Raw genomic sequence first — 25,290 nt, 5'->3', positions numbered from 1 at the left:
TGCCGACTCAGCTCACGCTGAACTCGTCGATTTCATTGAGTTTGAAGGTATATACCTGCTTCTCATCGACATGATAGACGTTGACCAGGAAATTGCTTTCGTCATAGTTGAGTATGCGGCAGGGGAGACTTGTCTGCTTACCATGGCGGTTGGTTGTCAGGCGAACAAGGCGATTGTCCTTACTGTATACTTTAATCCATTCAAAGGGATCATTTCCGGCGAGTGGAGTTTGGACAGGAGGTGCGCTTGCAGCGATCTTTTTTTCCGGCGAGGATATCGCAGGCGGAGCAGGTTTCTCATGCTGAGTCGTGGAAGAAGCCATCTTCCGGGAGGCATTGCTAATAACGGAATCTTTCTTGGCTTGGACCAAGGTGTTGATAATTTCTCCAAGTTCCATTCCGGACTTAATCCGGAAATCGACGACTTCGGCCTTGTCGTTCAGCATTTCCAGCAAATATTGCAAAGCCAGTGCGTTGGAGGGACTCTTGACCAGAATATCAACGTTGAATAAAAAGCCGTTATCATCGGTGACAGGAATTGTGTTCATAGCTTTTATCATTCACCAGCTTTCACAGGTTTTCTTCTGAATCAAATATACCATAATTTTCGAATTTTCATAGTCCTAATGTCACGGATATTTCATTTTTATTCTATTAAATCGAGAGACGTTCGCACCATAAACATAAGGCGCCCTTGCGCAATATCAGAGACATTCGCACCATGTCGGTTCAAAGAGAATAAATATAATTCTAAGCCGATGTGAGGGGAGGATTGTTTATATTGGTGACTTTACTGCCGATCGAGATTGAAGGACATACCGTTATGGGCGTCGAGGTCAAACTTCCGAAAACTACGCTGCTGGCTGTATACACTTCCCGCGGTTATATTATGTGCGGTGCCCTCGATGTGGGCCTTCTGAACGAACAGCTTGCAGACCGCAAGATTATTGCCGGGAGAGCCGTTGGGGTTCGCACATTGGAGCAGCTGCTGGAGGCACCGCTGGAATCGGTAACCTTGGAGGCGGAGAAGTGGGGCATTCATCCCGGCCTCGCCGGCAAGGATGCGATCCTGCGGATGATCTGAGCCCAGCAGGCTTAAGCGGTACAAGAGTGATTCCGGTGCGGATCGCTCTTTTTTTAATGAGATAAGCGATGCTTTTGCTCAGCTTCACAGGGAAAAAATGCGCCGAAACGCCATCAAAGAGAACAAACGGACAATCGGCGGGGGCCTTTTGTCCGTTTGTTCGTTGATGGCGTGAAATCTTGCAGCGACTTACTCGAACAAGCTTTTCAAGCTCTCTTCGTAAGGTGCTTGCACGACGCCTTTTTCCGTTATGATCGCCGTCACGTATTCGTTCGGCGTAATGTCGAAGGCAGGGTTGTACACTTTAACGCCTTGCGGCGCGGTGCGCTTGCCGAAACCTTCCGTGATTTCTTCCGCCGGCCGCTCCTCGATCGGAATATCGGCACCCGTCTTCGTATTCAGGTCGATCGTGGACAACGGGCACGCCACATAAAAAGGTATGCCATGGGCTTTCGCCAGAACCGCGACCCCATACGTACCGATTTTGTTGGCGACATCGCCGTTTGCGGCTACGCGATCCGTACCGACGATAACCGCTTGTATCCAACCTTTGGACATGACCATGGCGGCCATGTTGTCAGCCAGCAGCGTGACGTCGATGCCGGCCTGCTGGAGTTCAAAGGCGGTTAGGCGGGCACCTTGCAGAACGGGTCTCGTCTCATCCGCGAACACCTTGATGTTCAGGCCCTGCTCATGGGCCAGATACATTGGCGCCAGGGCGGTCCCGTATTTGGCGGTCGCCAATCCCCCCGCATTACAGTGGGTGAGCACGCCCATGCCGTCCCGGAAGAACGGCAGCGCGTTCTCGCCGATGCGGCGGCATACATCCTCGTCCTCGGCCCGGATGGCCTCGGCTTCGGCGAGCAGCGCCGCGTTCAGACCGGCCGTGTCGAGATCCGAAGCCGCCAGCTTCTCGGCTGCAAGCTTGATGCGGTCCAGCGCCCAGAACAGATTGACGGCCGTCGGTCTGGACGTTGCGAGATAAGCGCAGGTTTTTGCGACTTGCTGAAGCCAATCCTCGCGACCATCGGCTTCCACCTGCATTCCCCCGAGAACGGCGCCGAATGCTGCCGCGATGCCGATCGCCGGTGCGCCGCGGACTTTCATGGAGTGAATCCCTTCCCAGACTTCCTCTGGTGTATAGAGCTTAAGATAGACGATCTTTTCCGGGAGCAAGCGCTGATCCAGAAGGACCAGATGGTCTCCTCCCCAGTAAACCGAGCTTAGCGGTTCATAGGTGCTGGTATTGCCGGTAGTCATACCGCTCATATCGATACCTCATTTCCTTTGGATGCTTGCGTGATCAAGGTCAGTATGTCCTCGAAGGACTTGATGCTGCGGTGATGGCGCACGAGATTTTTGCCGATGGCGAGCGCTTTGCGCTGTGCGGTCTCTCTGGCCTTAACGTCCGCTATGGTGTCGATGTCCGCTACGTGGGACAATCCGACGATGCGCCGAATCATTTTGCAGCCGGCGAATCCTGCGGCATCCTTCAAAATCTGCGACACATAATGGTCCTGATAGCCTGGCGTGCGGGACATCTCGTCCAAGAGATCATCGTTCCACAGCGTGCGGAAGTTGTTCTCGAAGTGGGTCCAAACGCTGCTTGCCATCTCGAGGAGTCGGGCTTCCCGGGCGGCCAGCGTCTGCTCGTCCTTGCTCCAGCCCGGCTGGGCCGCATAGTTGAGCAGCAGGTTGCCGATCACCGCGCCTATATCGAATCCCATTGGGCCGAAATAAGCGAATTCCGGGTCGATCACCTTCGTGGATTCCGGCGTGACGAAGATGCTGCCCGTATGCAGGTCCCCATGGAGCAGAGCTTGCGCATGGGTCAGGAACTTATGGCGCAGCAGCGCGACTTCGAAGTGAAGCGGCAGGTCGGCGCGAAGGGCTTCCGCTTCATCGGCAATGCTCTGTTCATAGTTGTTGTTGGCGGATTCGCGGTATGGATCCTCAAAGATTAAGTCCTCGGTAATTTTGCATAGATCCGGATTAACGAATCGGCCGGCAAGTTCCTTCTTCTTCTGCTGGTTCATGCCCAGATCCGACGTATAGAACAGGGTTCTGGCCAAAAACCGGCCGATATGCTCCGCGAACTTCGGATAGGCGATGCCTTCGATAAGGCCTTTGCGCATGATGGTGTATTCGCTTAAGTCTTCCATCACGGTGTAGGCGAGCTCATCCGAATAGCCGTATACTTTTGGCACGAGGTCAGGGCACAGGGAGTACTCCGTCTCCAGGGCGAGACGCTCGATGCGCGCGCGGTCGAGAGACAGCGGCCAGGATTCGCCTACGACTTTTGCATAAGGAACAGCTTGCTTGATAATGATACTATCAGCCGTATTTTTGGCGGTGACATGAAACACCAGATTGAGATTGCCGTCGCCGATTTCGCGGCATTCGAGTTCGGCATGGTCCGGGAACCGGCCCGGTATACTTCTAGCTAATTGTATCGCTTCGTCCGCGTTCAGCGGATGATATGCAGACATGGATGGTCACCCCCAAATATAATAGAAGAAAAACAAAGCCAACTTTTTTGCTTGGTATTACCTAGTATAACGTTTTTTCGCGAATTTTGTATAATTTTTTGGCAAGTCTCAAGGTTAGCCGAACCTGATTCGCTTCGCAGTCCTGAGGGTAAACTACAAATAGACGCCCAAGCACAGGATGTACTCATATATTAATGAAGGAATAGCATTAGCAGATGGTTCCAGTTACAATGGGGATACACCGATCTGCCGAATATTCCTTTGACGCAGTACAGGGTGCATTTCATATAGAAAAGGAAGGGATAAACCATGGCAAAAACTACATCTGGCAAAGCTGCAGGAAAAACGAAAAACGCAAGTCTGGAGCAATTGCTCAATCAGCAGGTTGCGAACTTCAACGTGCTCTACGTCAAACTTCACAACTATCACTGGTATGTAACCGGAGAGCAGTTCTACTCCCTTCATGTTAAATTCGAAGAGCTGTATGACGAAATCACGCTTAAAATGGATGAGGTTGCGGAACGCCTGCTTTCGATCAAAGGCAAGCCGGCTGCAACGATGAAAGAATATCTGGAGCTTGCGACCGTTCAGGAGGCCTCCGGCAACGAGGATACCCGCGGCATGGTACAGGCCTTGGTCGAGGACTTTGCTACCGTGTCCGAGGAATTGGCGGAAGGCATCGAAATGGCCGAGGAAGCCGGAGATGCGCCGACAGCGGACATGTTCACCGGGTTCAAGGCCGATCTCGAGAAGCATATGTGGATGCTGCGTTCTTACCTTGGATAAAGCGTGATTCCAATAGAATGATTCCCAATTCATTCCGTATATTCGCTGCAGCTGAGACTCGTTAACGAGTCCTTATAGCTCTTGGTGCCCCGACACCGTCTGACGACGCGCGGTTGACGCCGTTGCCTAGATGCCGTGACCGACACGGGGAGCCTCAGCATATACGGCGGATGAAAAGGGCAGAATGAAACAGGCTTGGCCGGTTAATCGGCCAAGCCTGTTTTTAATGGTTACAGTTGTCCGAATGTTGTCTCCAAAAGGCTTGTCCGGTTGAAATACGTCATTTTTTATTATAAAATGGCTTGAGAATCATTGATAATCAGTTTAGAATGATTATAAATAAAGAATCACTTTTTATTTTATGAAATCAGGGCGTACAATCCTGTTATCATATGGGACAACAAATACACTACCTATTCAACGGAGGGAATCTAATATGTCAACCAAGTTTGTCATTGAAGGATTGAAAGCAACAATCGAAGGCAAGGAGATCCTGAAGGGGATCAACCTTGAGATGAAGGGCGGAGAAGTTCATGCCATCATGGGACCAAACGGAACGGGTAAAAGTACGTTGGCTTCCGCGTTGATGGGTCATCCTAAATATGAAGTAACCGAAGGTAAAGTATTCCTCGACGATGAAGACGTGCTGGAGATGGAAGTAGACGAGCGCGCACGCGCAGGTCTGTTCCTGGCCATGCAATATCCGAGCGAAATCGCCGGCGTGACGAACTCCGATTTCCTGCGCAGCTCCATCAATGCACGCCGCGGCGAAGGCAACGAGATTTCCCTGATCAAGTTCATTCGTCAAATGGAAGGCAAAATGAAAGAGCTCGAGATGAATCCCGAGTTTGCTCACCGTTACCTGAACGAAGGCTTCTCCGGCGGTGAGAAGAAGCGTAATGAAATCCTGCAAATGATGATGCTGGATCCGAAAATCGTCGTGCTTGACGAAATCGACTCCGGTCTGGATATCGATGCTTTGAGAATCGTGGCGAACGGCGTAAATGCCATGAAGTCCGAAGAGCGCGGTTTCTTGATCATTACCCACTACCAGCGTTTGCTTAACTATATCACGCCAGATTACGTTCACGTTATGATGCAAGGGCGCATCGTGAAATCCGGCGGCCCTGAGCTGGCTGAGCGTCTGGAAGCGGAAGGTTACGACTGGATCAAGGAAGAGCTGGGCATTACCGATGAAACTGTAGGTCAAGACGCGTAAATAGACGGGAGGAGGAAACGATATGACTACACAAACCATTCTTCCGGTCAACGCTGAGGCTCTGAAGGCATTGTCCGAAAGTAAACAGGAGCCGGCCTGGCTTACAGACAGCCGTCTGGCAGCCCTGGAACTGGCCGGCCAGTTGGAACTGCCCAAGCTGGAGAAACAACGCATCGAGCGTTGGAACATCCACAGCTACGGTGAATATAAAGAGAGCAATAAACTCGCTTCCCTTGACGAATTGCCTGAGCATGTGGCCAAACTTGTCGAAGGCTCGAGAGAAGGCGGTTTGGTTATTCAACGCAATTCCGGAACCGTATATGCAAGCCTGGCACCGGAACTCGCAGCCAAAGGCGTGATTTTCACCGATTTAGAAACAGCGGTTAAAGAACACGCGGATTTGGTTAAACCTTATCTGCACCAAGCGCTTAAGAGCGATGAGCACGCCATGGCCGCTCTGCATGCTGCCGTATGGAACGGCGGAGTATTCCTCTACGTTCCCAAGAATGTGGAGATCGATGTTCCGCTGCAAGCGGTCATGCTGACCGACGATGCTGAAGCAACGTTTGCTCCGCATGTGCTGGTTGTAGCCGAAGCGAACAGTCAGATTACTTATGTAGACAACTACGTATCGGATTCCCTGGCTGCGGCGGTAACCCATAACGGCGTGGTGGAAGTGTTTGCTAAGAACGGCGCGAAGGTGCGTTACGCATCCGTTCACCAATTGGCCGGAGAAGCAACGGATGTCACATTCCGCCGCGCGGTGCTTGACAACGACGCTTCGATCGAGTGGATCGTCGGCGAGATGAACGATGGCGATACAGCCAGCGACACCATGAGCATTCTGAAGGGCAACGGCTCGACATCCGATGCAAAAATCATTGCGGTAGGTTCCGGATCCCAGAAGATCAACTACACCACGCAAGCGAAGCATTTCGGCAAGAGCTCCGCATCCCAGATGATCACCCGTGCGGTCATGCGCGAAGAAGCACAAGCCATCATCAACGGCATTACCAAGATCGAGAAGGGTGCAACGAAGGCGGACGGACAGCAGACCGAACGCGTTCTGATGCTCAGCCCGAAAGCCCGCGGCGACGCGAACCCGATTCTGTTGATCGACGAGGACGACGTAACGGCCGGTCACGCAGCGTCCGTAGGACAAGTGAACCGGGAGCAAATTTACTACCTGATGTCCCGCGGCATCTCCCGTTCCGTTGCAGAATCCCTGATTATTTACGGCTTCTTGGCTCCGGTTGTCAGCGAAATTCCGCTCGAGGGACTTCGCGACCAGCTGCAGGGGCTCGTTGAAAGGAAGCTGGGACAATGATCGCCTCCGTCCGTGAGCAATTTCCCATTCTTCACCAGGAGATCAACGGACATCCGCTGGTATATCTCGACAATGCCGCGACATCGCAAAAGCCGCAGGTGGTTATAGATGCCGTCAAGCGGTACTACGAATGGGAGAACTCCAATGTGCACCGCGGAGTTCATACGCTCGGCAGCCGTGCTACCGATGCTTATGAAGGAGCCAGGGAGAAGGTTGCCCGTTTCATAAATGCCGAGAGTTCGGAGCAGATTATATTCACCCGCGGAACGACGACGGCCCTGAATCTGGTGGCTTCATCCTACGCACGCTCCGTTTGCGGTCCTGGAGATGAAATCGTCCTGACGGAAATGGAGCATCACAGCAATCTCATTCCGTGGCAGCAGGCGGCCATCGCCGTCGGCGCTACGCTGAAATATATTCCTTTGCAGCCTGACGGCACGATCCGTGTCGAAGATGTAGAGGCACTGGTTACCGAACGGACCAAAGTCGTAGCCATCGCATACGTGTCCAACGTCATGGGCGTCGTGCATCCCGTTAAACAAATCGCGGAAATCGCGCATCGGCACGGTGCCGTTATCGTGGTGGACGGGGCACAAAGCACGCCGCACATGAAAGTGGACGTTCAGGACTTGGACTGCGATTTCTACGCTTTGTCCGGACACAAGATGTGTGCTCCAACAGGTATCGGCGCATTATACGGCAAGAAGGCGCTGCTGGAATCAATGGAGCCGATCGAATTCGGCGGAGAGATGATCAATGACGTCGGGTTGTACGAATCGAACTGGAAGGAGCTCCCTTGGAAGTTTGAGGGCGGCACGCCCATCATTGCAGGAGCTGTCGGACTTGGCGCCGCGATCGATTTCCTGGAGGAAATCGGAATGGACGCCATCGAACGGCATGAGGCTCAGCTTGCGAACTACGCCATGGACCGGATCTCCGAGATCGAAGGCATCTCCATTTACGGTCCCCGTAAGCGTAAAGTGGGCCTTATCACATTCAATCTTGGAGACGTTCATCCGCATGACGTGGCAACCGTTCTGGATGCCCAGGGGATTGCGATTCGTGCAGGACATCATTGCTGTCAACCGCTTATGCGTTGGTTAAAAGTATCTTCCACGGCACGCGCGAGCTTTTATCTGTATAATACAGAAGAGGACGTTGATCGATTAGTTAGCGCCTTAATCCAGACAAAGGAGTATTTTGGCGATGCAACTTGACGATTTGTACAGACGTGTCATCATGGATCATTATAAGAACCCCCGCAATCGCGGCAAGTTTGAAGAAGATGCGGTAACCATCGATTTGAACAATCCGACTTGCGGAGATCGCATTTCCTTGCAGCTTAAGGTAGAGAACGGCGTGGTTGCCGATGCCAAATATACGGGGGAAGGCTGCTCCATCAGCATGTCTTCCGCTTCGATGATGACGGACGCCGTAAAAGGAAGAACGCTGGACGAAGCCATCAGTTTGGCGGACCGCTTTTCTTCCCTTATGAAAGGCGATGAAGTGGATTTTGACGAGTACGAGGATATTGAAGCCCTATCCGGTGTTAACAAGTTTCCTGCACGCATTAAATGTGCAACACTTGCGTGGAACGCACTCCGAAAAGGAATTGACGCGAAGTAAGCGAATGAACAGATCGATAGGGAGGTAAGTTAAATGGCTAAAAAAGCGCCAGAAATGGAAGAGTATAAATATGGTTTCCGTGACGAGCACAAGGCTATTTTCCAAACCGGTAAAGGTTTGACGCGTGAAGTCGTTACGGAAATATCCAAAATCAAGAACGAGCCGGAATGGATGCTGGAATTCCGTTTGAAGGCTCTGGAGCAGTTCGAAAAAATGCCGATGCCTCGTTGGGGCGGCGATCTCGACGAGCTGGATTTCAACGATATCCAGTATTATGTAAGACCTTCCGAGAAGCAAGGCAAGACGTGGGAGGAAGTACCGGCCGAGATCAAGGAAACCTTCGATAAGTTGGGTATTCCGGAAGCAGAGCAGAAGTTCCTGGCGGGCGTATCCGCACAGTACGAATCCGAAGTGGTCTACCACAATATGCAAAAGGATCTAGAGGATCAAGGCGTTATCTTCATGGATACCGACACGGCTCTTAGAGAGCATCCGGAGATTCTGAAAGAGTACTTTGCAACGGTCGTACCTCCGACGGATAACAAATTCGCGGCTTTGAACAGTGCGGTATGGTCCGGCGGAAGCTTCATCTATGTGCCGAAAGGCGTACAGTGCGAAATTCCGCTGCAAGCCTACTTCCGGATCAACTCCGAGAACATGGGTCAGTTCGAACGCACGCTGATCATTGCCGACGAGGACAGCTTCGTGCATTACGTTGAAGGCTGTACGGCTCCGATCTACAGCACGAACTCGCTTCACAGCGCCGTGGTAGAGATCATCTGCAAAAAGAACGCGCGTGTTCGCTACACGACGATTCAGAACTGGGCACCGAACATCTACAACCTCGTAACGAAGCGCGCGGTTGCGGAAGAGAACGCAACGATGGAATGGGTGGATGGTAACATCGGCTCCAAGCTGACGATGAAATACCCTGCTGTCGTCCTGAAAGGACGCGGTGCCAAAGGGATGGTGCTTTCCATCGCGGTTGCGGGCAAAGGCCAGCATCAGGATGCTGGGGCGAAAATGCTCCACCTGGCGCCGGATACGACGTCCACGATCGTATCGAAATCGATCAGTAAGCATGGCGGTAAAGTAACATACCGCGGTCTCGCCTCGTTCGGCCGCAATGCGGAAGGCGCGAAAGCGAACATTAAGTGCGATACGCTCATTCTCGATAATGAGTCGACATCCGATACGATTCCGTACAACGAAATCAAGAACGACAACATTACGCTGGAGCATGAGGCGACCGTCTCCAAGGTATCCGAGGATCAATTGTTCTACCTCATGAGCCGCGGACTTACGGAAGACGAAGCTACGCAGATGATTGTTATGGGCTTCATCGAGCCGTTCACCAAAGAACTTCCGATGGAGTATGCCGTTGAAATGAACCGCCTGATCAAGTTCGAAATGGAAGGTTCCATCGGTTAAATAGTTCATCATATGAAGACAGGAGCGAATCACTCAGGGATGGGTGATTCGCTCTTTTTTTGTGCTTGAACGTTTAAGGTATGTCACCGAGGCGTGGACGAGGACATTTATAGATTGCACAGGCCGGTTGGACGACTCTTCGATTTTGCCAAAATCCAATAAGATTTGATGTGAAAAACGTCACAAGGCAGACGCTAAAAAACGCCAGCCTCAAGGCTGACGGTAATACTGGTTATACAAGCAGGGAAGCAAGCGATTTAGCAGCTTCCGCATTATCTTTAGGAACGCAGTTCACAACAGAATCTCTTGAATCTCGGTATGATATTCCTTGGAGAGGTCGATGAAACGATCATCGGTCTTTACAAGCGGACGGAAGTAGTCCGAAGGATGGTTCATGACGATGATGCCGGATTCGCCCGTCGTCAGCAGAACCTTTTTGCCGATGAAATTCGGCAGCATCTGCTGAATGAAAGCGTGCGTCGGCTTGCCGTTCAGCTTCCCGAAGCTGAGACTGTACAACTCGCGCAGAACGGTTAGCAGCTGCTGCTTGGACTGATAGACCCGGTTCGTTGTCATGGCGCTGTAGACATCGGCAACCGCGCAAATATGAGAGTACGGATGAATCTGGTCTGCATGGAGCGCTCGCGGATAGCCCGAACGGTCATCCCGTTCATGGTGCTGAAGCGCGACCATGGCGGTCACCTTGTCATCCATGGATTCGGCGATCATCTCGTAACCATAGATGGTGTGCAGCTTCACTTCCTCGAATTCCTCGGGGGTCAGCTTGCCGGGCTTGTCCAGGATATCCCTTGAAATCTTACTCTTGCCGATATCATGGAGATAGCCTGCCTTGCCGATTTCATAGGCTTCCTTGCCGGAGTAACCCATCCAATCCGCGATGTAGTAGGATAGCATCCCTACTTGAATGGAATGCCTGTAGGTATAATCGTCTGTTCCATTAAACAGCAGAAGCAGGGATACCACATCCGTATGCTCGTTCAGCGAGCCGACCAGTGGCTGGAAAACATCGTCTACAACGGATTCATTGAACTTTCCGGATTGGGATGCTTCCGTAAATAAGGCGGAGCATCCGTCAAACGCAAGGTTAAAGTGAGGTTTAACCTTGTTGAACGAGTCCGAAATTTCTGATAACGGATCGAGGGATACGGACAGCGCGCGCGGCTGTATTTCTATGTAATCGATGCCGTGCTGCAATAGCTTGGATATATCCTCTGAACGTAGCAAAGCTCCTTTTTGCAGAACATGAACGCCGTTAGTGTTGTAAGCATCCTGCTGTATTTGATCACCGGGTTTCAGGTCCGTGACATGTACTCTCAAATCATTGCACCTCTTGCCCTTATATAAGTAAAAAGATCAAAACTATCTTAGCAAGAAAATTATGGTTTTACAATGATATAATCGCGACTTATTGCCTAGCTATTGGGTCCCAGGGTCCGGTCTGCGCCCCTTTCCACTCCGAACCATCGTCCCATATCTCCTTCTTCCAGATCGGAACGGATCGCTTCAATTGCTCGATGGCATATCGGCTTGCTTCGTAACATGTTTCCCGATGCGGTGAAGATACGGCGATAACGACGCTCGTTTCCCCGATTCCGACCGTACCGATACGGTGGGAAATCGCGCATTTCGTGCCGGGCCATCGGCCGTGGATGTCCATGCAGATTTGCTGCATTTCTTTCAGGGCCATCGGAATGTAAGCTTCATACTCCAGCGTTACCGTTCGCATCTGACCGGTTATCTCCCGCGTCGTGCCTACAAAGGAAAGCGTTGCGCCATGGTTATCATCATGCACTTTGGCGATGGTTTCTTCCACGGACAGCCGGTGGCAGGTGATGGTGCACGTTCCGTCTGACGAGGAACTGGAGCCTGTGTCCTGCAGGTTGGTTCCGTCCCCGCCGGACACAGGCGGAATCAGAGCCACCTCGTCCCCGCTCTGAATAAGCTGATCCGGCAGCGCATATTCTTGATTGACCGCAACGAAGGCCGTGGCAATCTGGGATTGGGCATCGGGAAAAGCTTCGCTAAGAAGCAGCTTCAAATCCCCGGTCGTAAGGGGGAGGGCGGGTACGCTGAATGCAAGTGAAGCCGTGCCGATGCGATCGGCTAATCCGGCGAATAGCAGTATGGAAATGGTTGTCGACATTTTGATCACCTCGTAATTCTTCTGGGCTACAATATACCATATTCTTCGCTAAAATGTTATGCTTGTAAGACCGGAAATTATCGTAAAAGTAACTTGGGAGGGGGCCGCCAGATGGGGCTTAAAAGCAATAAACAAAAGCTGACCATATTATATACCAACGATATACACAGCCATTTCGAGATGATGAGCAATGTGGCGGCACTTATTTCCCGGGAAAAGACGGCTGCCGGCGATAAGTCGATCGTGCTGGATATCGGAGACCATATGGATCGCGCATCGGTGGAAACCGAAGGCTCGATGGGGCAAGCGAATGTGGATGTCATTAATTTGACAGGATACGACGCGATTACGATCGGCAATAACGAAGGCCTGACCATTTCGTATGATGTTCTGGAGCATGTATATGCCGGACTGCAGTGCCCCGTCGTTTGCTGCAACATCAGGGAGACGGAGAGCGGCAGTCCTCCTTCATGGATGAAACGGCATGTGATCCTGGAGCGGGATGGCATTTCGATCGGGCTCACCGGCGCGACGGCAGCTTTTGCAGGATTTTATCAATTGTTAGGCTGGGAAGCAGGAGACCCGGTGGAGGCCATCGCCGAACAGGTTCGAGCGCTTCAGGGCCAGTGTGATATCGTTATCGTTTTATCCCATTTAGGACTAACGATTGATAAAAGATTAGCAGAACATGTAGAAGGCATTGATGTCATACTTGGCGGCCATACCCATCACATCCTTGAGGAGCCGCTAATGATCGGGAAGACAGCCGTATGCGGCGCGGGCAAATTCGGACAATACGTAGGTCGCCTCGTTATGGAGCGGAATGACGTTGGTGAACGGTTTACCTGCGTAGAGGGAACCTTGCTGCCTGTGGATAAAAGCTTGATGGAGCCCATCGTGGAGCAGGCCATCCTGAAACATCATGAGCTGGCCAAGGAGAAGTTAACCGAAGCCGTGGCCGTAATCGACCGCAGCCTGCCGATCCATTATGAGGAGGAATCGCCGTTTGCGAACCTGTTGGCTCAGGCCGTGCTGCAGCACACGGGTGCCGAAATTGCGATCGTCAATTCCGGGCAGCTGCTGGGACCGCTGCCGGAGGGCGAAATCAGTACCGGGATGCTGCATGGTTTGTGCCCGTCACCGATTAATCCCTGTGTCGTGAAATTGCGGGGAGAACACATCTATCAGGCGCTTGAAGAGAGTCTGCTTCCGGAGTTTAGCGGGAAGAAGATCATGGGCTTTGGCTTCCGCGGGTATCTGTTAGGGGGCCTGGCCGTCGATGGATTAAAGATCCGATATGACAAGGATGGAGAGCCTTACCGGAAGATTACGCAAATCTCCTTCAAGGGACAACCGCTGGAATGGCAGCGGGAATATCATGTGGGAACGCTCGACATGTTTACTTTTAAAATCGGATACGAGACCCTGGCGCTTGGAACGGATACGGTTTATATGCTGCCCGAGTTTATTCGAGACCTGCTGCGGAGCGAGCTTTCGCGTCCCGGATCGCTTGAAGCGTCCATGATTTCACGCTGGATATCCTGACAACCCCCGACTAACTTCCTTTGGCCGAGCATACATATGAGGAGGACAAAGGTAAGGGGAGGGGTAGGACATGGATTTTATCACATCCATCATACTGGGGATCGTGGAAGGACTAACCGAATTCATTCCGGTGTCTTCCACGGGCCACATGATTTTGACGGCCAAAGTGCTTGGTTACGATGACCAAACACCGATCATGAAGACGTTTGAGGTTGTCATTCAGCTGGGAGCCATTTTGGCGATCGCGATTGTTTATTGGAATCGGATTTTGAATCTGCTCGGGTGGAGCCGAAGCGAGCCGTTGACCCGGAAAGTGCCTCGGAGGCGATTGAACCTGATGCATATATTTTTGGGGATTGCTCCGGCCCTGCTGGTTGCGTTTTTTGCGAGGGATTTCATCAAAAGCCTGTTCCATGCGCAGACGGTGCTGTTTGCGCTCGTTGCCGGCGGCATTTTTATGATTTTTGCGGAATGGTACAATAAGCATAAAGTCCAAGTGACCTCGCATGATATGGATGATTTGACATATAAGCAGGCCTTTCTGATTGGGATCTACCAGATCATATCCGTCTTATGGCCGGGCTTTTCCCGTTCGGGGTCCACGATCTCCGGGGGCATGCTTAGCGGTGTGAGTTATAAGGCATCGGCCGATTTCTCGTTTATAATCGCAATTCCCATCATGTGTGCCGCATCGGGATATGAATTGCTGGATTCTTACCGATATTTTACTTTAGATACGATCGGCGTATTTCTAGCCGGTTTTATCGTTTCGTTTGTTGTCGCTTATTTTGTCGTCTTGGCCTTCATGAAACTCATACAGAAGATAAGGCTTACTCATTTTGCGATCTACCGTTTTGGTCTCGCCGCCGTTTTTTGGCTGTTCATCATGCATTAAGCAGGAGTAGACACAAGAAGGAGATCCGTCTTCTTCGTATCGTGATCCACTGAAGACTAGACGCTATATCCCACACAAGTTTCAGAATAGCAGAGGAAGTGACGGATTTTGCGTCTTATACCTATCAACGCGTTGAGGCCGGGCATGGTTCTTGGTAAGAAAATATACAATAGTGACGGTTTAATCCTGCTTGCCGAGGGCGTGGAACTGACAGCCGGGCTGATCCGCCGTCTGGGCACGCTGGAACTCGGGTATGTATACATCGAGGATCCGATGACGGAGGATATCGTGGTTCCGGAGCTGTTGACCGAAGAGACGCGGCTGCAGGCGATCCAATCGATTCGGACCAGCTTCAAGAACCTGGAGAGCCAGGCTGCTCTGAAAGGCAGCTTCCTTCATTTGGGCAAAACGTTCTCCGGGATGATGGAGTCCATCATGGATGAAATTTCGGAGCATGATGAGGGCATGGTGCTGCTGACCGATATGAATACGAACGATTACAACCTGTACCGGCATTCTCTGAACGTATGCGTCTACTCGACGGTTCTTGGCGTGTCTTACGGGTATAACCGGGAAGAGCTGAGGGTGCTCGGCCTGGGGGCCCTGCTGCACGATATCGGCAAAACGCGGATAAGCCAGAAGCTGCTGAACCATCCAGGACGGCTTAGCGAGGAGGAATTTCGCGAGGTCCAGAAGCACACCGAGATCGGCTTCAAAATATTGAAGGACGAGCCCAACATTCCGCTGTTATCGGCGCATTGCGCCCTGTCACATCATGAGCGCCTGGATGGCAGCGGTTATCCCCGGGCTTTGAAGGGAACTGACATCCATGAATACGCCAAATGGATCGCGATTACGGATTCCTACGACGCGATGACCACGCAGCGGGTGTACAAGCCTGCATTGCTGCCGCACGAAGCGGTGGAGGTCATGTACGCCGGATCGGGAACGCTGTATGAACAATCATTCCTGGCCATGTTTCGGGATCGGGTAGCGATATATCCTCCCGGGATCACCGTGAAATTGCATACGGGCGAGAATGGAGTGGTATCCAGGATCCACGCGCATGTGCCGCATCGACCCGTTGTCCGCGTATTGACGGATGCCGAGGGCACCCCGTTATCCGCGCCTTACGAAGTGGATTTATCCGAGACGCTGGCCGTTATGATCGCCGGCATCGGACAGAGCACCATAGATCAAACTGGAGCATAAGGAGGTTGACTCGTGAGACGTAACGGCCATGCAACATTGCTGCATACATGGGGGCGACTGATTTACCGCTACCGTAAAGCCATTGTTGTAACCTGGCTTATTTTGTTTTGCGTGCTGCTTCCGTTTGCGTTCAAGCTGCCGTCCATATTGCAGCATAACGGGTTTACGCCGAAGGATAGCCCGGCCCAGATCGGAATCGAGAAGCTGGAGGAGGGTCTGGGATTGTCGGCAGCCTCGCTGGATATCGTCGTTGTCAGTCGACACGATGAGAACCTGACGGCAGGGACGGCGCAGAGGCGGATACTGACGGAGCTTGCGCCTTTGCGTGACCGCCCATATGTCAGGGATATGTATATGAATATGGCAGCTCATAAGGCAGGCCAGGATCATATCGTATCCGTGACGGTGCTGCTGGATCTGGATTCCTCGAAAGCCCTGCAGCAGTTTGAAGAGATCAGAGACTCGGTTCCGGGCATCACGGGAGCGGACACGTACATAACGGGAAATACCGCTATCTTCGCCGATATGAATCAAGCCGTTAAGAGCGATATTATCCATGCGGAAATGATAGGCATTCCTGCAGCCTTGCTCATCCTGGCGGTCGTATTCGGCACATTGACTGCCGCGCTTCTTCCTTTAATCGCCGGAATTGTCAGCGTGGTGGTCACGATGGGCATTCTGTATTTTGTCGCTTTGGCCGACGGCTCGATCAGCAATTTTCTTCCGAATGTCGTCACGATGCTGGGGCTGGCCGTAGGCATTGATTATGCCTTGCTGATCGTTAGCCGCTTCAAAGAAGAATTGCGGACACGGAGCGGGGATGTGGGATCCGCGCTGGCTATCACTTGCGCAATCGCCGGCAAAGCAGTGATGTTCTCGGGTGCTGCCGTGTTGATCGGTTTTGTGGCGATGAGTTTCATCGACCTGCCGATCTTCCGCTCTTTCAGCATAGGCGGCATTACCGTCGTGCTGTTCTCGGTGCTGGCCGGCAACACGCTTCTTCCGGCATTATTGGGGATGCTGGGCCCCCGCATCGATGCGCTCCCTCTCTTTCCGGCCAAACTCCGGGCGCTTCGGGGCCGGCAGACCTCGGGCATGTGGAGAAGGATCTCCGGTTTTGTTATGGCCCATCCCGTGACCATCTCTGTAGCAGCGATCGGATTGCTGCTGGTGGCGATCTATCCGGTCCGAAACATGAGCATAGCCATCCCCGCTGCCGAAGTGCTGCCCCCCGCCTATGAATCCCGTTATGGCCACGACCTGCTTGCGCAAGCTTATGACGAACGCGAATTGAATTCGATCGTTGTGGCGGTGGAGCTTCCGTCCTCCTATGCGGATCCGCACAGCATCGAGCTGATGAAGGCGTACACGGATGAAATCAGGCTCATGCCAGGCGTGAAGCGGGTAGAGAGTTATCTGAGCGTTGGCAGGGGTTCGGTGGAGGAAGTATCAAACGTTCTGTCCCGCCAAGAGATCCGCCAGCAGCTGGAGCAGCATCGTTTTGTCAGAGGAAATATGGCTGCCGTTGCCGTGACTCCGGAGCATGAGGAATCCCATGCACTCACGATGCAGCTTGTCCAAGCGCTGCGGACCATGGATACGAATGAACTGAAGACCTATGTCACCGGCAGCCCCGCGTATAAACTGGACATCATGGAAGCCATCCAGCAGAACATTTCCTACGTCCTGGTATTTGTATTTGCGGTGACTTATATCATCCTCCTCTTCGCATTCCGGTCGATCGTGCTCCCCTTAAAGGCCAGCGTCATGAACATGCTCAGCCTGGGCGCCGGACTCGGTATCGTGGTGTGGGTATTTCAGGAGGGCATTGGTGCGGAGTGGCTGGGCGTTTCCTCTACAGGGTCCATCTTCGCGCTCTTGCCGGTCCTGATATTCTGCGTGGTGTTCGGCATATCGATGGACTATGAAGTCATGATGCTCTCGCGGATCATGGAGAACTATGAACGGACGGGGGATAACGAATTCAGCACGGCCGAGGGCTTGGAGAGTACGGGCGGCCTGATTACCAGCGCGGCTCTGATTCTGGCCGTCGTTGTGGGTGCCTTCGTATTTACGGACAATGAAGTGATGAAAGCGATTGGTTTAGGCCTGACAGCAGCCATTCTGCTGGACGCGACCGTGATTCGGGTGCTGCTTGTGCCTGCATTCATGAAGATGCTGGGCAGAGCGAATTGGTGGAGTCCCGCATGGATGTTCCCAACATCTAAGCTTGCTTCCAAGGAACGTTCAGACAAACGGGGGGAAGCCGGATGATTTCCAGCCGAACCAAGCAGAAGCCTTCTGTTTGGGTATGTTATAATCATATAATGGACATGATCAAAACCGTAGAGTACATCCAAGCAAGTTGTACTGACTGAATCGGTAATTCAAAGAAATAAGGTGAGTGAACCATGAGTAATACAGCACAGCCGTTTCCATCAGCCGTAAGGCCTATTTCGCCGAGTTATGATCCGTGGGATCCGATAACTTCCCTGCGCGAGCATGGCCGCCACGTGCTGACCAGCGTGGAAATGACAGTGACGCATCTGTGCAATATGCGCTGCGAGCATTGCGCTGTCGGTGATATGCTCGTCATGAAGGAAGCCCCGATGCTGCCCCTGGATACGATGCTGAAGCGGCTGGATGAGGTAGAGCATCTGCAGACGATCAGCTTGACGGGCGGTGAACCGGCGTTTCTGGGCAAAACGGTGGATAACGTGATTGTTCCCCTGCTCAAGTACGCCAAGGAACGGGGAATCCGGACTCAGATCAACTCCAATCTGACGCTGGATATCGGCAGGTACGAGAAGATGCTGCCCTATCTGGACGTTATGCATATTTCGTTCAATTACTTGAACGGGGACGACTTTTATGAGGTCGGATTTGCGAATAGCGCTCGCCCTGTCTCCAAGGAAACGGCATACAAGATGTACGACACGATGCTGGTCAATTCCGAGAAGCTGAGCGCGGCCGGCATGTACATATCCGCCGAATCCATGATTAACTACAGAACGCATACGAAACTGGGCGGCATTCATAAGCTGATCAAGGACATGGGCTGCAAGCGGCACGAGGTTCACCCGATGTATGCTTCGAACTTTGCATCCGCGCTGCCCGTCTTGTCTTTGGCCGATACGAAAGCCGCCATCCATCATTTGCTGGATGTCCGAGACAGGGACATGTGGATGCTGTTCGGAACGCTGCCGTTCTATGCCTGCAGCTCGGACGATCATGACCAGGAGATCATTCGCCGCTTGCGGCAAGAACCGAACGTAACGGTTCGGAACGATCCGGATGGCCGTAACCGGGTGAATGTGAATTTATTCTCGGGCGACGTGTACGTAACGGATTTTGCTGATATCCCGGCTTTTGGTAATATTAAGGAACAGAAGCTGGACGATATTTTTGACGCATGGTCTACAGGGCATCCGTTGAATCAAACGGTCAACTGCCACTGCGATGCAGTGAGCTGCTGCGGCCCGAACCTGTTGGTAGCCGACATGTACTATCGGGGTGTGGATTTCAAGTCGAGAAAAGCAAAGACAAACTAGAACCCTAGAAAGAAGGCGTGTCATCATGGCAGAGGAATTTGAGGTCGGGAAACTGATTTTGAATTTACTCTTGGTTTTCCTGCTCGTTTTGTTGAACGGCGTGTTTGTAGCCGCCGAATTTTCACTCGTGAAAATGCGCCAATCCCGGCTGACCCAGCTCGTTAGCGAAGGGAACCGGCTTGCCGGCATTGCGCTGAAAGTAAACCAAAAGCTGGATGCTTATTTATCCGCCACCCAACTCGGGATTACCCTGACTTCCCTGGGACTCGGCTGGATCGGGGAGCCCGCCATTTCCGAATTGCTGGTAGCTCCCATCATGCACAGCATCGGCTTTGCGGATGAGCGGTTGATCAGCACGATATCGGTCGCGGTGGGCTTCTGTATTATCACCTTTTTGCATATTGTGTTAGGGGAGCTTGCACCGAAATCTTTGGCTATTCAGCGGACGGAGGGCACGGCACTGCTTCTGTCAGCCCCGCTTCTCTGGTTTTACCGCATTTTTCTGCCAGTGATCTGGGTGCTCAATGCTTCCGCTAACCGTATTCTGAAGCTGGTCGGCATCGAGCCCGCAAGCGAGGCCGAGGCAGCCCACTCCGAGGAAGAGATTCGGATTCTGATGACCGAGAGCGCACGGAGCGGTGTCATCGACGAGAACGAGATGAAATTGATGGACAACCTGTTCGATTTTTCCGATTTGAGAGCCAGGGAAATTATGCTGCCGAGGACGGATATGGACGTATTGTTCACCAATTTCACCTTGGAGGAGAACCTTCGGATCGTCAACGAGACGAAGCATTCCCGTTACCCGGTTGCAACGGACAACAAGGACCGCATCATCGGATTTGTCCACATTACGGATCTCCTTCTGGCAGAGCCGGAGAAACAGCGTGATCTGACATCCTTGGTGAGACCGATTATGGACGTATCGGAATCCATGGAAATCAGCCAGGTGCTGCGGAAGATGCAGGCGAGACATGAGCAGCTTGCGCTCGTGGTGGACGAATACGGAGGGACCGCCGGCATTCTCACGGCTGAGAAGATTCTGGAAGAGATTGTCGGGGACCTGTACGATGAGTTCGAAGACGAGCGGCCGGAAATCGAAGTCTATGATGAGTCCTTTTCGGTAGACGGGCGAATGCTCATCGAAGAAGTGAATGATTTGACCGGCTTGATGATTGATGAGCATGACGTCGATTCCATTGGCGGTTGGTTGTTCAAGGAGCTGGAAGGGAACCCGGCAGTCGGGAAGAGAGCCACCTTTGACGGGGTGGTCTTTGAAGTTGAGGAATCTACCCGGTTGCGCGTAACCCGCGTCATGATTCATCAGAAGCTGGAAAGCAGCCTCACCCAGAACTAGCAAGACTCTATTTGTTAGGAAGTGGATTATGTCGATTAAGCAGCTGATCTTTATCGGTCTGGGGCTCCTGTTGCTGTACGGAATGTTTACGGTCGGAGCTCCGTTCCTGTTGGCTATCGTGATTGCTATTGCACTAGAGCCGTTAAATCGGCTCTTGATGAAACGGCTCCGGCTGAACCGCATTGCGGCCGCAACCGTGACCAGCACGCTATTTCTTCTCTTGATGCTGCTTCTGGCTTATCTGATCGGGCTTCAGGTGTTTAACCAGCTGGTCGAATACTGGAGCAGGGCTCCGCAATATTTTGCGGGGGCCAATGAATTCCTTCAGCATACGATTATTCAGGCTCAGGACATGCTGAACGGCGTTTCGCCGGGCCTTGCCGACAGTCTTACCGAATTTATGTCGAATATTTCTTCCTATGTGCAGTCGCTGGTCAATTCGGTATCTTCAACCTTCCTGTCCTTTGCCAAAACGCTGCCTAACCTGTTTGTCACGTTCATCGTATTCTGCGTGGCGGTATACTTGTTTGCGTTCAGCCTCGATACGATGCGCGAAAAGGTCTTGTCGCTGTTCGACGAGTCTTCCCAGTCGCAGGTGAATGAAGTGCTGCTCAGCCTGAAAAAATCGATATTCGGCTTTTTACGGGCCCAGCTGATCCTCAGTTTGTTCACGTACGTGATCACGCTGCTCGGCTTGCTGGTATTAGGTATCAATTACCCGCTTGCCATCGCCCTGCTTGTCACGATTGTCGACATCCTGCCGATCCTTGGCGTAGGCTCCGTACTGATCCCATGGTCCATTTACCTGCTCGCGGTAGGCGATATTTTTACTGGGATCGGCTTGATTTTCCTGTTCATTCTGATTACGGTGATCCGCCGCGTGCTGGAGCCGAAGGTCATTGGGGATGCCGTCGGCATCGGCGCATTACCGGCCCTGGTCAGCATGTATGTCGGATTTAAGCTGGTTGGCGTGATCGGATTTTTTATCGGCCCCCTGGTCGTCATTATCTATTCCGCCATGCGTAAAGCGGGCTTGTTCCAAATCAAGATCAAATTCTGAGGACAACTTGATGCAACCCTTTTCCCGGGAATATTCCAGGGAAGAGGGTTTTTTTGTCATTTTAGAGTTCATTTTCTGGGCGGAAGACATATGTTAAATACGAAGAGCCCTTGATAACGACGGATAGTAACGATAAGGAGGAATACCCTTGAAGGAAAACCCTGAGGTGCGCGTATACCCGGTATTTCATTCGCCATTTGATCCATGCCCGCCCAAGCTCTACAGAACGTATGTGGTGCCGGTTAACCAGTATGTCGTGTTTCAGCCGCCCGGCCTGCCGCAGTTTAGCCCTGCCGAGGCATTGAGACACGGAACGTTATGGCCGTCCTTGTATAGCCCGTATACCTCGCGAAAATTTAAAGGAGAGTGATCGGCCGTGAACGAAGCCAGACCCCAGGTTGGAGATCGGAAGTATTACGAAATGCTGGAGCAGCTTCAGGCCCTGGATTTTGTCCTGGTGGAGCTGAACCTGTATTTGGACACCCATCCGGATGATCTCAAGAGCATCGAGCAATTCAACAAGCTGACGCAGGAAAGGACGGTGCTCGCGAAGCAATTCCAAGAGTTGTATGGGCCCCTGCAAAATTTTGGCCGTGCTTTTTCCAAGTACCCGTTCGAATGGGCCCAAGGCCCGTGGCCTTGGCAGGTTTGACGGCGTTGGCCAGCGGGCTGCTGCTTGCTTCACCACCTGCATGCAGCCCTCACGAAGAGGAAAAGCGAGAACAAGGAGGCGGAAGAGCCCATGTGGGTATATGAAAAAAAGCTTCAGTATCCGGTGCGCGTAAGTAAATGTGATCCGAGAATGGCAAAATTTTTGATGGAGCAATATGGAGGCGCTGACGGCGAGCTGGCCGCCGCGCTGCGTTATCTGAACCAGCGGTATACGATTCCAGACAAAGTGATCGGATTGCTCAACGATATCGGAACCGAGGAATTCGCACATCTCGAGATGATTGCCGCGATGGTGTACAAATTGACGAAGGATGCAAGCGTGTCGGAGCTCGAGGCAGCCGGATTGGGCGCGCACTATGCCAATCACGATCATGCGCTGTATTATGAGAACGCCGCCGGCGTACCGTGGACGGCAACCTATATTCAAGCCAAAGGAGATCCGATTGCGGATTTGTACGAGGACATTGCGGCAGAAGAGAAGGCGCGCGCTACATATCAATGGCTTATCGACATGACCGACGACGTGGATTTGCAGGACAGTCTCAAATTTTTGCGGGAACGGGAAATCATTCATTCCCTCCGCTTCCGGGAGGCCGTTGAGATTATCAAGGAAGATCGGGAAACGAAAAAAATATTCTAGGGTGCGTACATCGTTAGCCCCACCTGCAAGTGAATCGTTCATGACAGGCCCGGCCGATAGCGGCCGGGCCTGTTTATGGTGGAAGGAAGATATGGCGGCCATTAGGTCCCGCGCAGCTCCTGGTCCGAATCATGATACGGCAGCCGGACCGTAAAGGTGGTACCCTGCCCCGGCTTGCTCTCTGCCTGAATCGTGCCTCCATGAGACACGATGAATTCCTTGGCAATCGCAAGACCTAGTCCCATGCCGCCTTGATGCCGCGCACGCGCTTCATCCGTGCGGTAGAAGCGGTTAAAGAGATAAGGAAGATGCTCTTCTTCAATCCCTGGGCCCGTATCCCGAATATCAATCCGAAGCATGCCGGATGGGGACTCCTCTAACAGCGAAACATGGACAAGCCCGCCATGGGGCGTATACCGGATCGCGTTGACGAACAGATTCAGAAACACCTGGGTGATTCGGCTTGGATCAACGGGTACGGAGGTGCGTTCCGTAGCGCAGGTCAGTTGCAGGGACAAGTTTTTGGCCTCCGCCTCAGGCTCTACCCGTTCCCGGATTTGGCTCAGCAGAACCACCATATCGGTCGGCTTCCGAACCAGCGGCAGCTGCTTGGCTTCGGCTAAAGATAATTGATGGAGGTCACCCACGAGCCGGGTTAAGCGAATCAATTCGTCCTGGATGGGAAGCAGCAGTTCGGGCTCGATCGGCTGCCGATTCTGTTGAAGCAGATCCAGCTTTCCCCTCACGATGGTCAGCGGTGTTCGAAGCTCATGGGCGACGTCAGCCACCAAATTGCGGCGGACCATTTCCGATTGTTCGAGCCTGGAAGACATTCCGTTGAAAGCGACGGCGACCCTCCCGTATTCGTCCTCCGAGGTTATGGGGGCCTGAATGCCGTACTCGCCTTGACCGAGGCGTTCGATGGCCGGGACGAGCTTGCGCAGGGGCGCCGTGAGCCTTCGCGATATCCAGTATGCCGCCCCGAGGGATAGCAGGACGAAGAGGATGGTGCCTCCGCCCAGTAGAATGATGATGGATGTGGGCGTTCCGATCCGAAGCTTGGTCAGGTTTGCCACATCCGTATCATAATAATACAGCTCTGCGACCGCGTCGCCTTGAACATGCAACGTCCGCTTTACCCCCAGACGTTTGATCAGCTGCTCTACAGCCTCCCCCTCATGCAAGAGGGTCGTTTGTTCCCCTGATACCAGCAGGATGCTCTCCTGGCGGTCAGCCGATCGGGGACTGTCCGCTAACCATGCCTGATCCTGAACGGCACGAAAAGTATGCCCATTCTTTACGTAGTAGCCGACCAGCCGGTCCTGGAGCTGATCCAGCTCTTCTTCGCGCGAGGTTTGCAGCATGACATCCATGGAATCGCGGATCACGATATAAGTAAGAAGGACGAAGACGGTGCTGAAACCGATAATGAACGACGAGAGGACGATGAAGATTTTGCGGCCCACGCTCATGGCTGCTGCTCAAACCGGTAACCGAAACCATACACCGTTTTGATAAAAACGGGCTCGGCCGGGTCATCTTCGATTTTTTTGCGAATCCGGCTAATATGGGCGTCCGCGGTCCGTTCATCATTGTGGATATCATCCTCCATGGCCGCCTGAAGCAGCTGCAGACGGCTGTATACCACGCCAGGCCTGGAAGCAAGGGTCAGGAGCAGCTTGAATTCGGTAGGCGTAAGCGGGATCTCCCGGTCATGTTTCCATACCCGGCATTGGGTTTCCGAGATCGTTAAATCGCCGCGCTTAAGCATTTCTTCAGTAACCGATTCGCCTTCTATTCTGCGAAGGACCGACCGGATACGCGCAGCCAGCTCTCGCAGGGAGAAAGGTTTGGTCATGTAATCGTCTGCGCCTACCTCCAGCCCGATCAGCTTATCGGTTTCCTCAATCCGGGCGGTAACCATAATGATGCCGACACGGCTTGATTTTCTGAGCTCCCGGCATACTTCAATGCCGCTTAATTCCGGAAGCATCCAATCCAATACGACCAGCGACGGCTTGGCTTCTCTCGCTTTGGCCAAAGCCTCCGTGCCGGTCGAAGCGGTAATGATGTGAAATCCCTCCTGCCGGAGGAACGGCTCCATAAATTCAATGACTTTCCGTTCATCGTCCACAAGAAGCAAGGTATGTGCCATGCAAGCATCCTGCCTTTCCATTGATTCGTTAGGTTCAGCGGTAAATCCACCCCATTATATACGGTTTCCAGCCGCAAT

At 52.6% G+C, this 25,290-nt stretch carries 24 protein-coding genes; 17 read left to right on the top strand and 7 right to left on the bottom strand.

Features of this window, described 5'->3' with window-relative positions; genetic code table 11:
* Positions 1–7: 7 nt before the first annotated feature.
* A complete protein-coding gene (locus GYMC10_RS24610; RefSeq protein WP_235201615.1) occupies positions 8–547 on the bottom strand; it encodes a hypothetical protein in 540 nt (179 codons plus the stop codon).
* 233 nt (positions 548–780) lie between these two features.
* On the opposite strand from GYMC10_RS24610, the gene GYMC10_RS24605 reads away from it, so the two are divergent.
* Positions 781–1,083 carry a YunC family protein gene (locus GYMC10_RS24605; protein ID WP_009595810.1) on the top strand — a complete coding sequence of 101 codons (303 nt, stop codon included), beginning with the start codon at positions 781–783 and terminating at the stop codon, positions 1,081–1,083.
* 189 nt (positions 1,084–1,272) lie between these two features.
* On the opposite strand, the gene mtnA is transcribed toward GYMC10_RS24605, so the two are convergent.
* Positions 1,273–2,352: an S-methyl-5-thioribose-1-phosphate isomerase gene (gene mtnA, locus GYMC10_RS24600; protein ID WP_015737020.1), complete on the bottom strand. Its 1,080-nt coding sequence runs from the start codon at positions 2,350–2,352 to the stop codon at positions 1,273–1,275.
* On the bottom strand, positions 2,349–3,572 hold the full coding sequence (gene mtnK, locus GYMC10_RS24595; RefSeq protein WP_015737019.1) for an S-methyl-5-thioribose kinase: 1,224 nt from the start codon (positions 3,570–3,572) through the stop codon (positions 2,349–2,351). The genes mtnA and mtnK overlap by 4 nt, the downstream gene beginning before the upstream one ends.
* 309 nt (positions 3,573–3,881) lie before the next feature.
* Here mtnK and GYMC10_RS24590 point away from each other — a divergent pair, with 309 nt between their 5' ends.
* From GYMC10_RS24590 to sufB, 6 genes are all read left to right on the top strand, one after another.
* Positions 3,882–4,358 carry a Dps family protein gene (locus GYMC10_RS24590; RefSeq protein WP_009595811.1) on the top strand — a complete coding sequence of 159 codons (477 nt, stop codon included), beginning with the start codon at positions 3,882–3,884 and terminating at the stop codon, positions 4,356–4,358.
* 436 nt (positions 4,359–4,794) lie between these two features.
* Entirely contained in the window at positions 4,795–5,577 is a 783-nt protein-coding gene (gene sufC, locus GYMC10_RS24585) for a Fe-S cluster assembly ATPase SufC (protein ID WP_015737018.1), read from the top strand.
* Positions 5,578–5,599: 22 nt separating this feature from the next.
* Positions 5,600–6,904, top strand: coding sequence for a Fe-S cluster assembly protein SufD (gene sufD / locus GYMC10_RS24580; protein ID WP_015737017.1), 1,305 nt, complete (start codon positions 5,600–5,602; stop codon positions 6,902–6,904).
* Positions 6,901–8,121: a cysteine desulfurase gene (locus GYMC10_RS24575; RefSeq protein ID WP_015737016.1), complete on the top strand. Its 1,221-nt coding sequence runs from the start codon at positions 6,901–6,903 to the stop codon at positions 8,119–8,121. Before sufD ends, GYMC10_RS24575 begins: the two co-directional genes overlap by 4 nt.
* Positions 8,111–8,530 (top strand): Fe-S cluster assembly sulfur transfer protein SufU, encoded by a 420-nt coding sequence (gene sufU / locus GYMC10_RS24570; protein WP_015737015.1) that lies wholly within the window; start codon positions 8,111–8,113, stop codon positions 8,528–8,530. Before GYMC10_RS24575 ends, sufU begins: the two co-directional genes overlap by 11 nt.
* Before the next feature lie 33 nt (positions 8,531–8,563).
* Positions 8,564–9,961, top strand: a complete 1,398-nt coding sequence (gene sufB, locus GYMC10_RS24565; protein ID WP_015737014.1) for a Fe-S cluster assembly protein SufB — start codon at positions 8,564–8,566, stop codon at positions 9,959–9,961.
* Positions 9,962–10,252: 291 nt separating this feature from the next.
* Here the strand turns inward: sufB and GYMC10_RS24560 are convergent, their stop codons facing one another.
* Together GYMC10_RS24560 and moaD are read right to left on the bottom strand one after the other, a co-directional pair.
* On the bottom strand, positions 10,253–11,299 hold the full coding sequence (locus tag GYMC10_RS24560; protein ID WP_009595790.1) for an HD-GYP domain-containing protein: 1,047 nt from the start codon (positions 11,297–11,299) through the stop codon (positions 10,253–10,255).
* An 88-nt stretch (positions 11,300–11,387) separates the two neighbouring features.
* Positions 11,388–12,125: a molybdopterin converting factor subunit 1 gene (moaD, locus tag GYMC10_RS24555; protein WP_015737013.1), complete on the bottom strand. Its 738-nt coding sequence runs from the start codon at positions 12,123–12,125 to the stop codon at positions 11,388–11,390.
* 111 nt (positions 12,126–12,236) lie between these two features.
* Between moaD and GYMC10_RS24550 the strand changes: the two genes are divergently transcribed.
* The 10 genes from GYMC10_RS24550 to GYMC10_RS24505 all read left to right on the top strand — a co-directional run bounded on the left by GYMC10_RS24550 (position 12,237) and on the right by GYMC10_RS24505 (position 23,057).
* Positions 12,237–13,670, top strand: coding sequence for a bifunctional metallophosphatase/5'-nucleotidase (locus tag GYMC10_RS24550; RefSeq protein WP_015737012.1), 1,434 nt, complete (start codon positions 12,237–12,239; stop codon positions 13,668–13,670).
* A gap of 70 nt (positions 13,671–13,740) precedes the next feature.
* A complete protein-coding gene (locus GYMC10_RS24545; RefSeq protein ID WP_015737011.1) occupies positions 13,741–14,565 on the top strand; it encodes an undecaprenyl-diphosphate phosphatase in 825 nt (274 codons plus the stop codon).
* 108 nt (positions 14,566–14,673) lie between these two features.
* Positions 14,674–15,777: an HD-GYP domain-containing protein gene (locus GYMC10_RS24540; protein ID WP_015737010.1), complete on the top strand. Its 1,104-nt coding sequence runs from the start codon at positions 14,674–14,676 to the stop codon at positions 15,775–15,777.
* Between the two features lie 12 nt (positions 15,778–15,789).
* Complete coding sequence (locus GYMC10_RS24535) at positions 15,790–18,051, top strand: MMPL family transporter (protein WP_015737009.1); 2,262 nt, start codon at positions 15,790–15,792, stop codon at positions 18,049–18,051.
* A 137-nt stretch (positions 18,052–18,188) separates the two neighbouring features.
* Positions 18,189–19,328 (top strand): radical SAM/CxCxxxxC motif protein YfkAB, encoded by a 1,140-nt coding sequence (yfkAB, locus tag GYMC10_RS24530; RefSeq protein WP_009595820.1) that lies wholly within the window; start codon positions 18,189–18,191, stop codon positions 19,326–19,328.
* Between the two features lie 25 nt (positions 19,329–19,353).
* The gene (locus GYMC10_RS24525; RefSeq protein ID WP_015737008.1) at positions 19,354–20,685 is read left to right on the top strand and encodes a hemolysin family protein; all 1,332 of its coding nucleotides are present in this window, start codon (positions 19,354–19,356) and stop codon (positions 20,683–20,685) included.
* 28 nt (positions 20,686–20,713) lie between these two features.
* The gene (gene ytvI / locus GYMC10_RS24520; RefSeq protein WP_009595724.1) at positions 20,714–21,745 is read left to right on the top strand and encodes a sporulation integral membrane protein YtvI; all 1,032 of its coding nucleotides are present in this window, start codon (positions 20,714–20,716) and stop codon (positions 21,743–21,745) included.
* 148 nt (positions 21,746–21,893) lie between these two features.
* Positions 21,894–22,115, top strand: a complete 222-nt coding sequence (locus tag GYMC10_RS24515) for a spore coat associated protein CotJA (RefSeq protein WP_015737007.1) — start codon at positions 21,894–21,896, stop codon at positions 22,113–22,115.
* A 6-nt stretch (positions 22,116–22,121) separates the two neighbouring features.
* A complete protein-coding gene (locus GYMC10_RS24510) occupies positions 22,122–22,397 on the top strand; it encodes a spore coat protein CotJB (RefSeq protein ID WP_009595735.1) in 276 nt (91 codons plus the stop codon).
* Between the two features lie 90 nt (positions 22,398–22,487).
* The gene (locus GYMC10_RS24505; protein WP_015737006.1) at positions 22,488–23,057 is read left to right on the top strand and encodes a manganese catalase family protein; all 570 of its coding nucleotides are present in this window, start codon (positions 22,488–22,490) and stop codon (positions 23,055–23,057) included.
* Between the two features lie 101 nt (positions 23,058–23,158).
* Here the strand turns inward: GYMC10_RS24505 and GYMC10_RS24500 are convergent, their stop codons facing one another.
* Both GYMC10_RS24500 and GYMC10_RS24495 read right to left on the bottom strand, forming a co-directional pair.
* On the bottom strand, positions 23,159–24,529 hold the full coding sequence (locus GYMC10_RS24500) for a sensor histidine kinase (protein ID WP_015737005.1): 1,371 nt from the start codon (positions 24,527–24,529) through the stop codon (positions 23,159–23,161).
* Positions 24,526–25,212, bottom strand: coding sequence for a response regulator (locus GYMC10_RS24495; protein WP_015737004.1), 687 nt, complete (start codon positions 25,210–25,212; stop codon positions 24,526–24,528). Before GYMC10_RS24495 ends, GYMC10_RS24500 begins: the two co-directional genes overlap by 4 nt.
* Positions 25,213–25,290: the final 78 nt, after the last annotated feature.

The organism is Paenibacillus sp. Y412MC10 (assembly GCF_000024685.1).
Classification (GTDB): Bacteria; Bacillota; Bacilli; order Paenibacillales; family Paenibacillaceae; genus Paenibacillus_AQ; species Paenibacillus_AQ lautus_A.
Note: the sequence above shows the minus strand (reverse complement) of the source record. Positions and strands in the feature narration are given on the sequence as shown.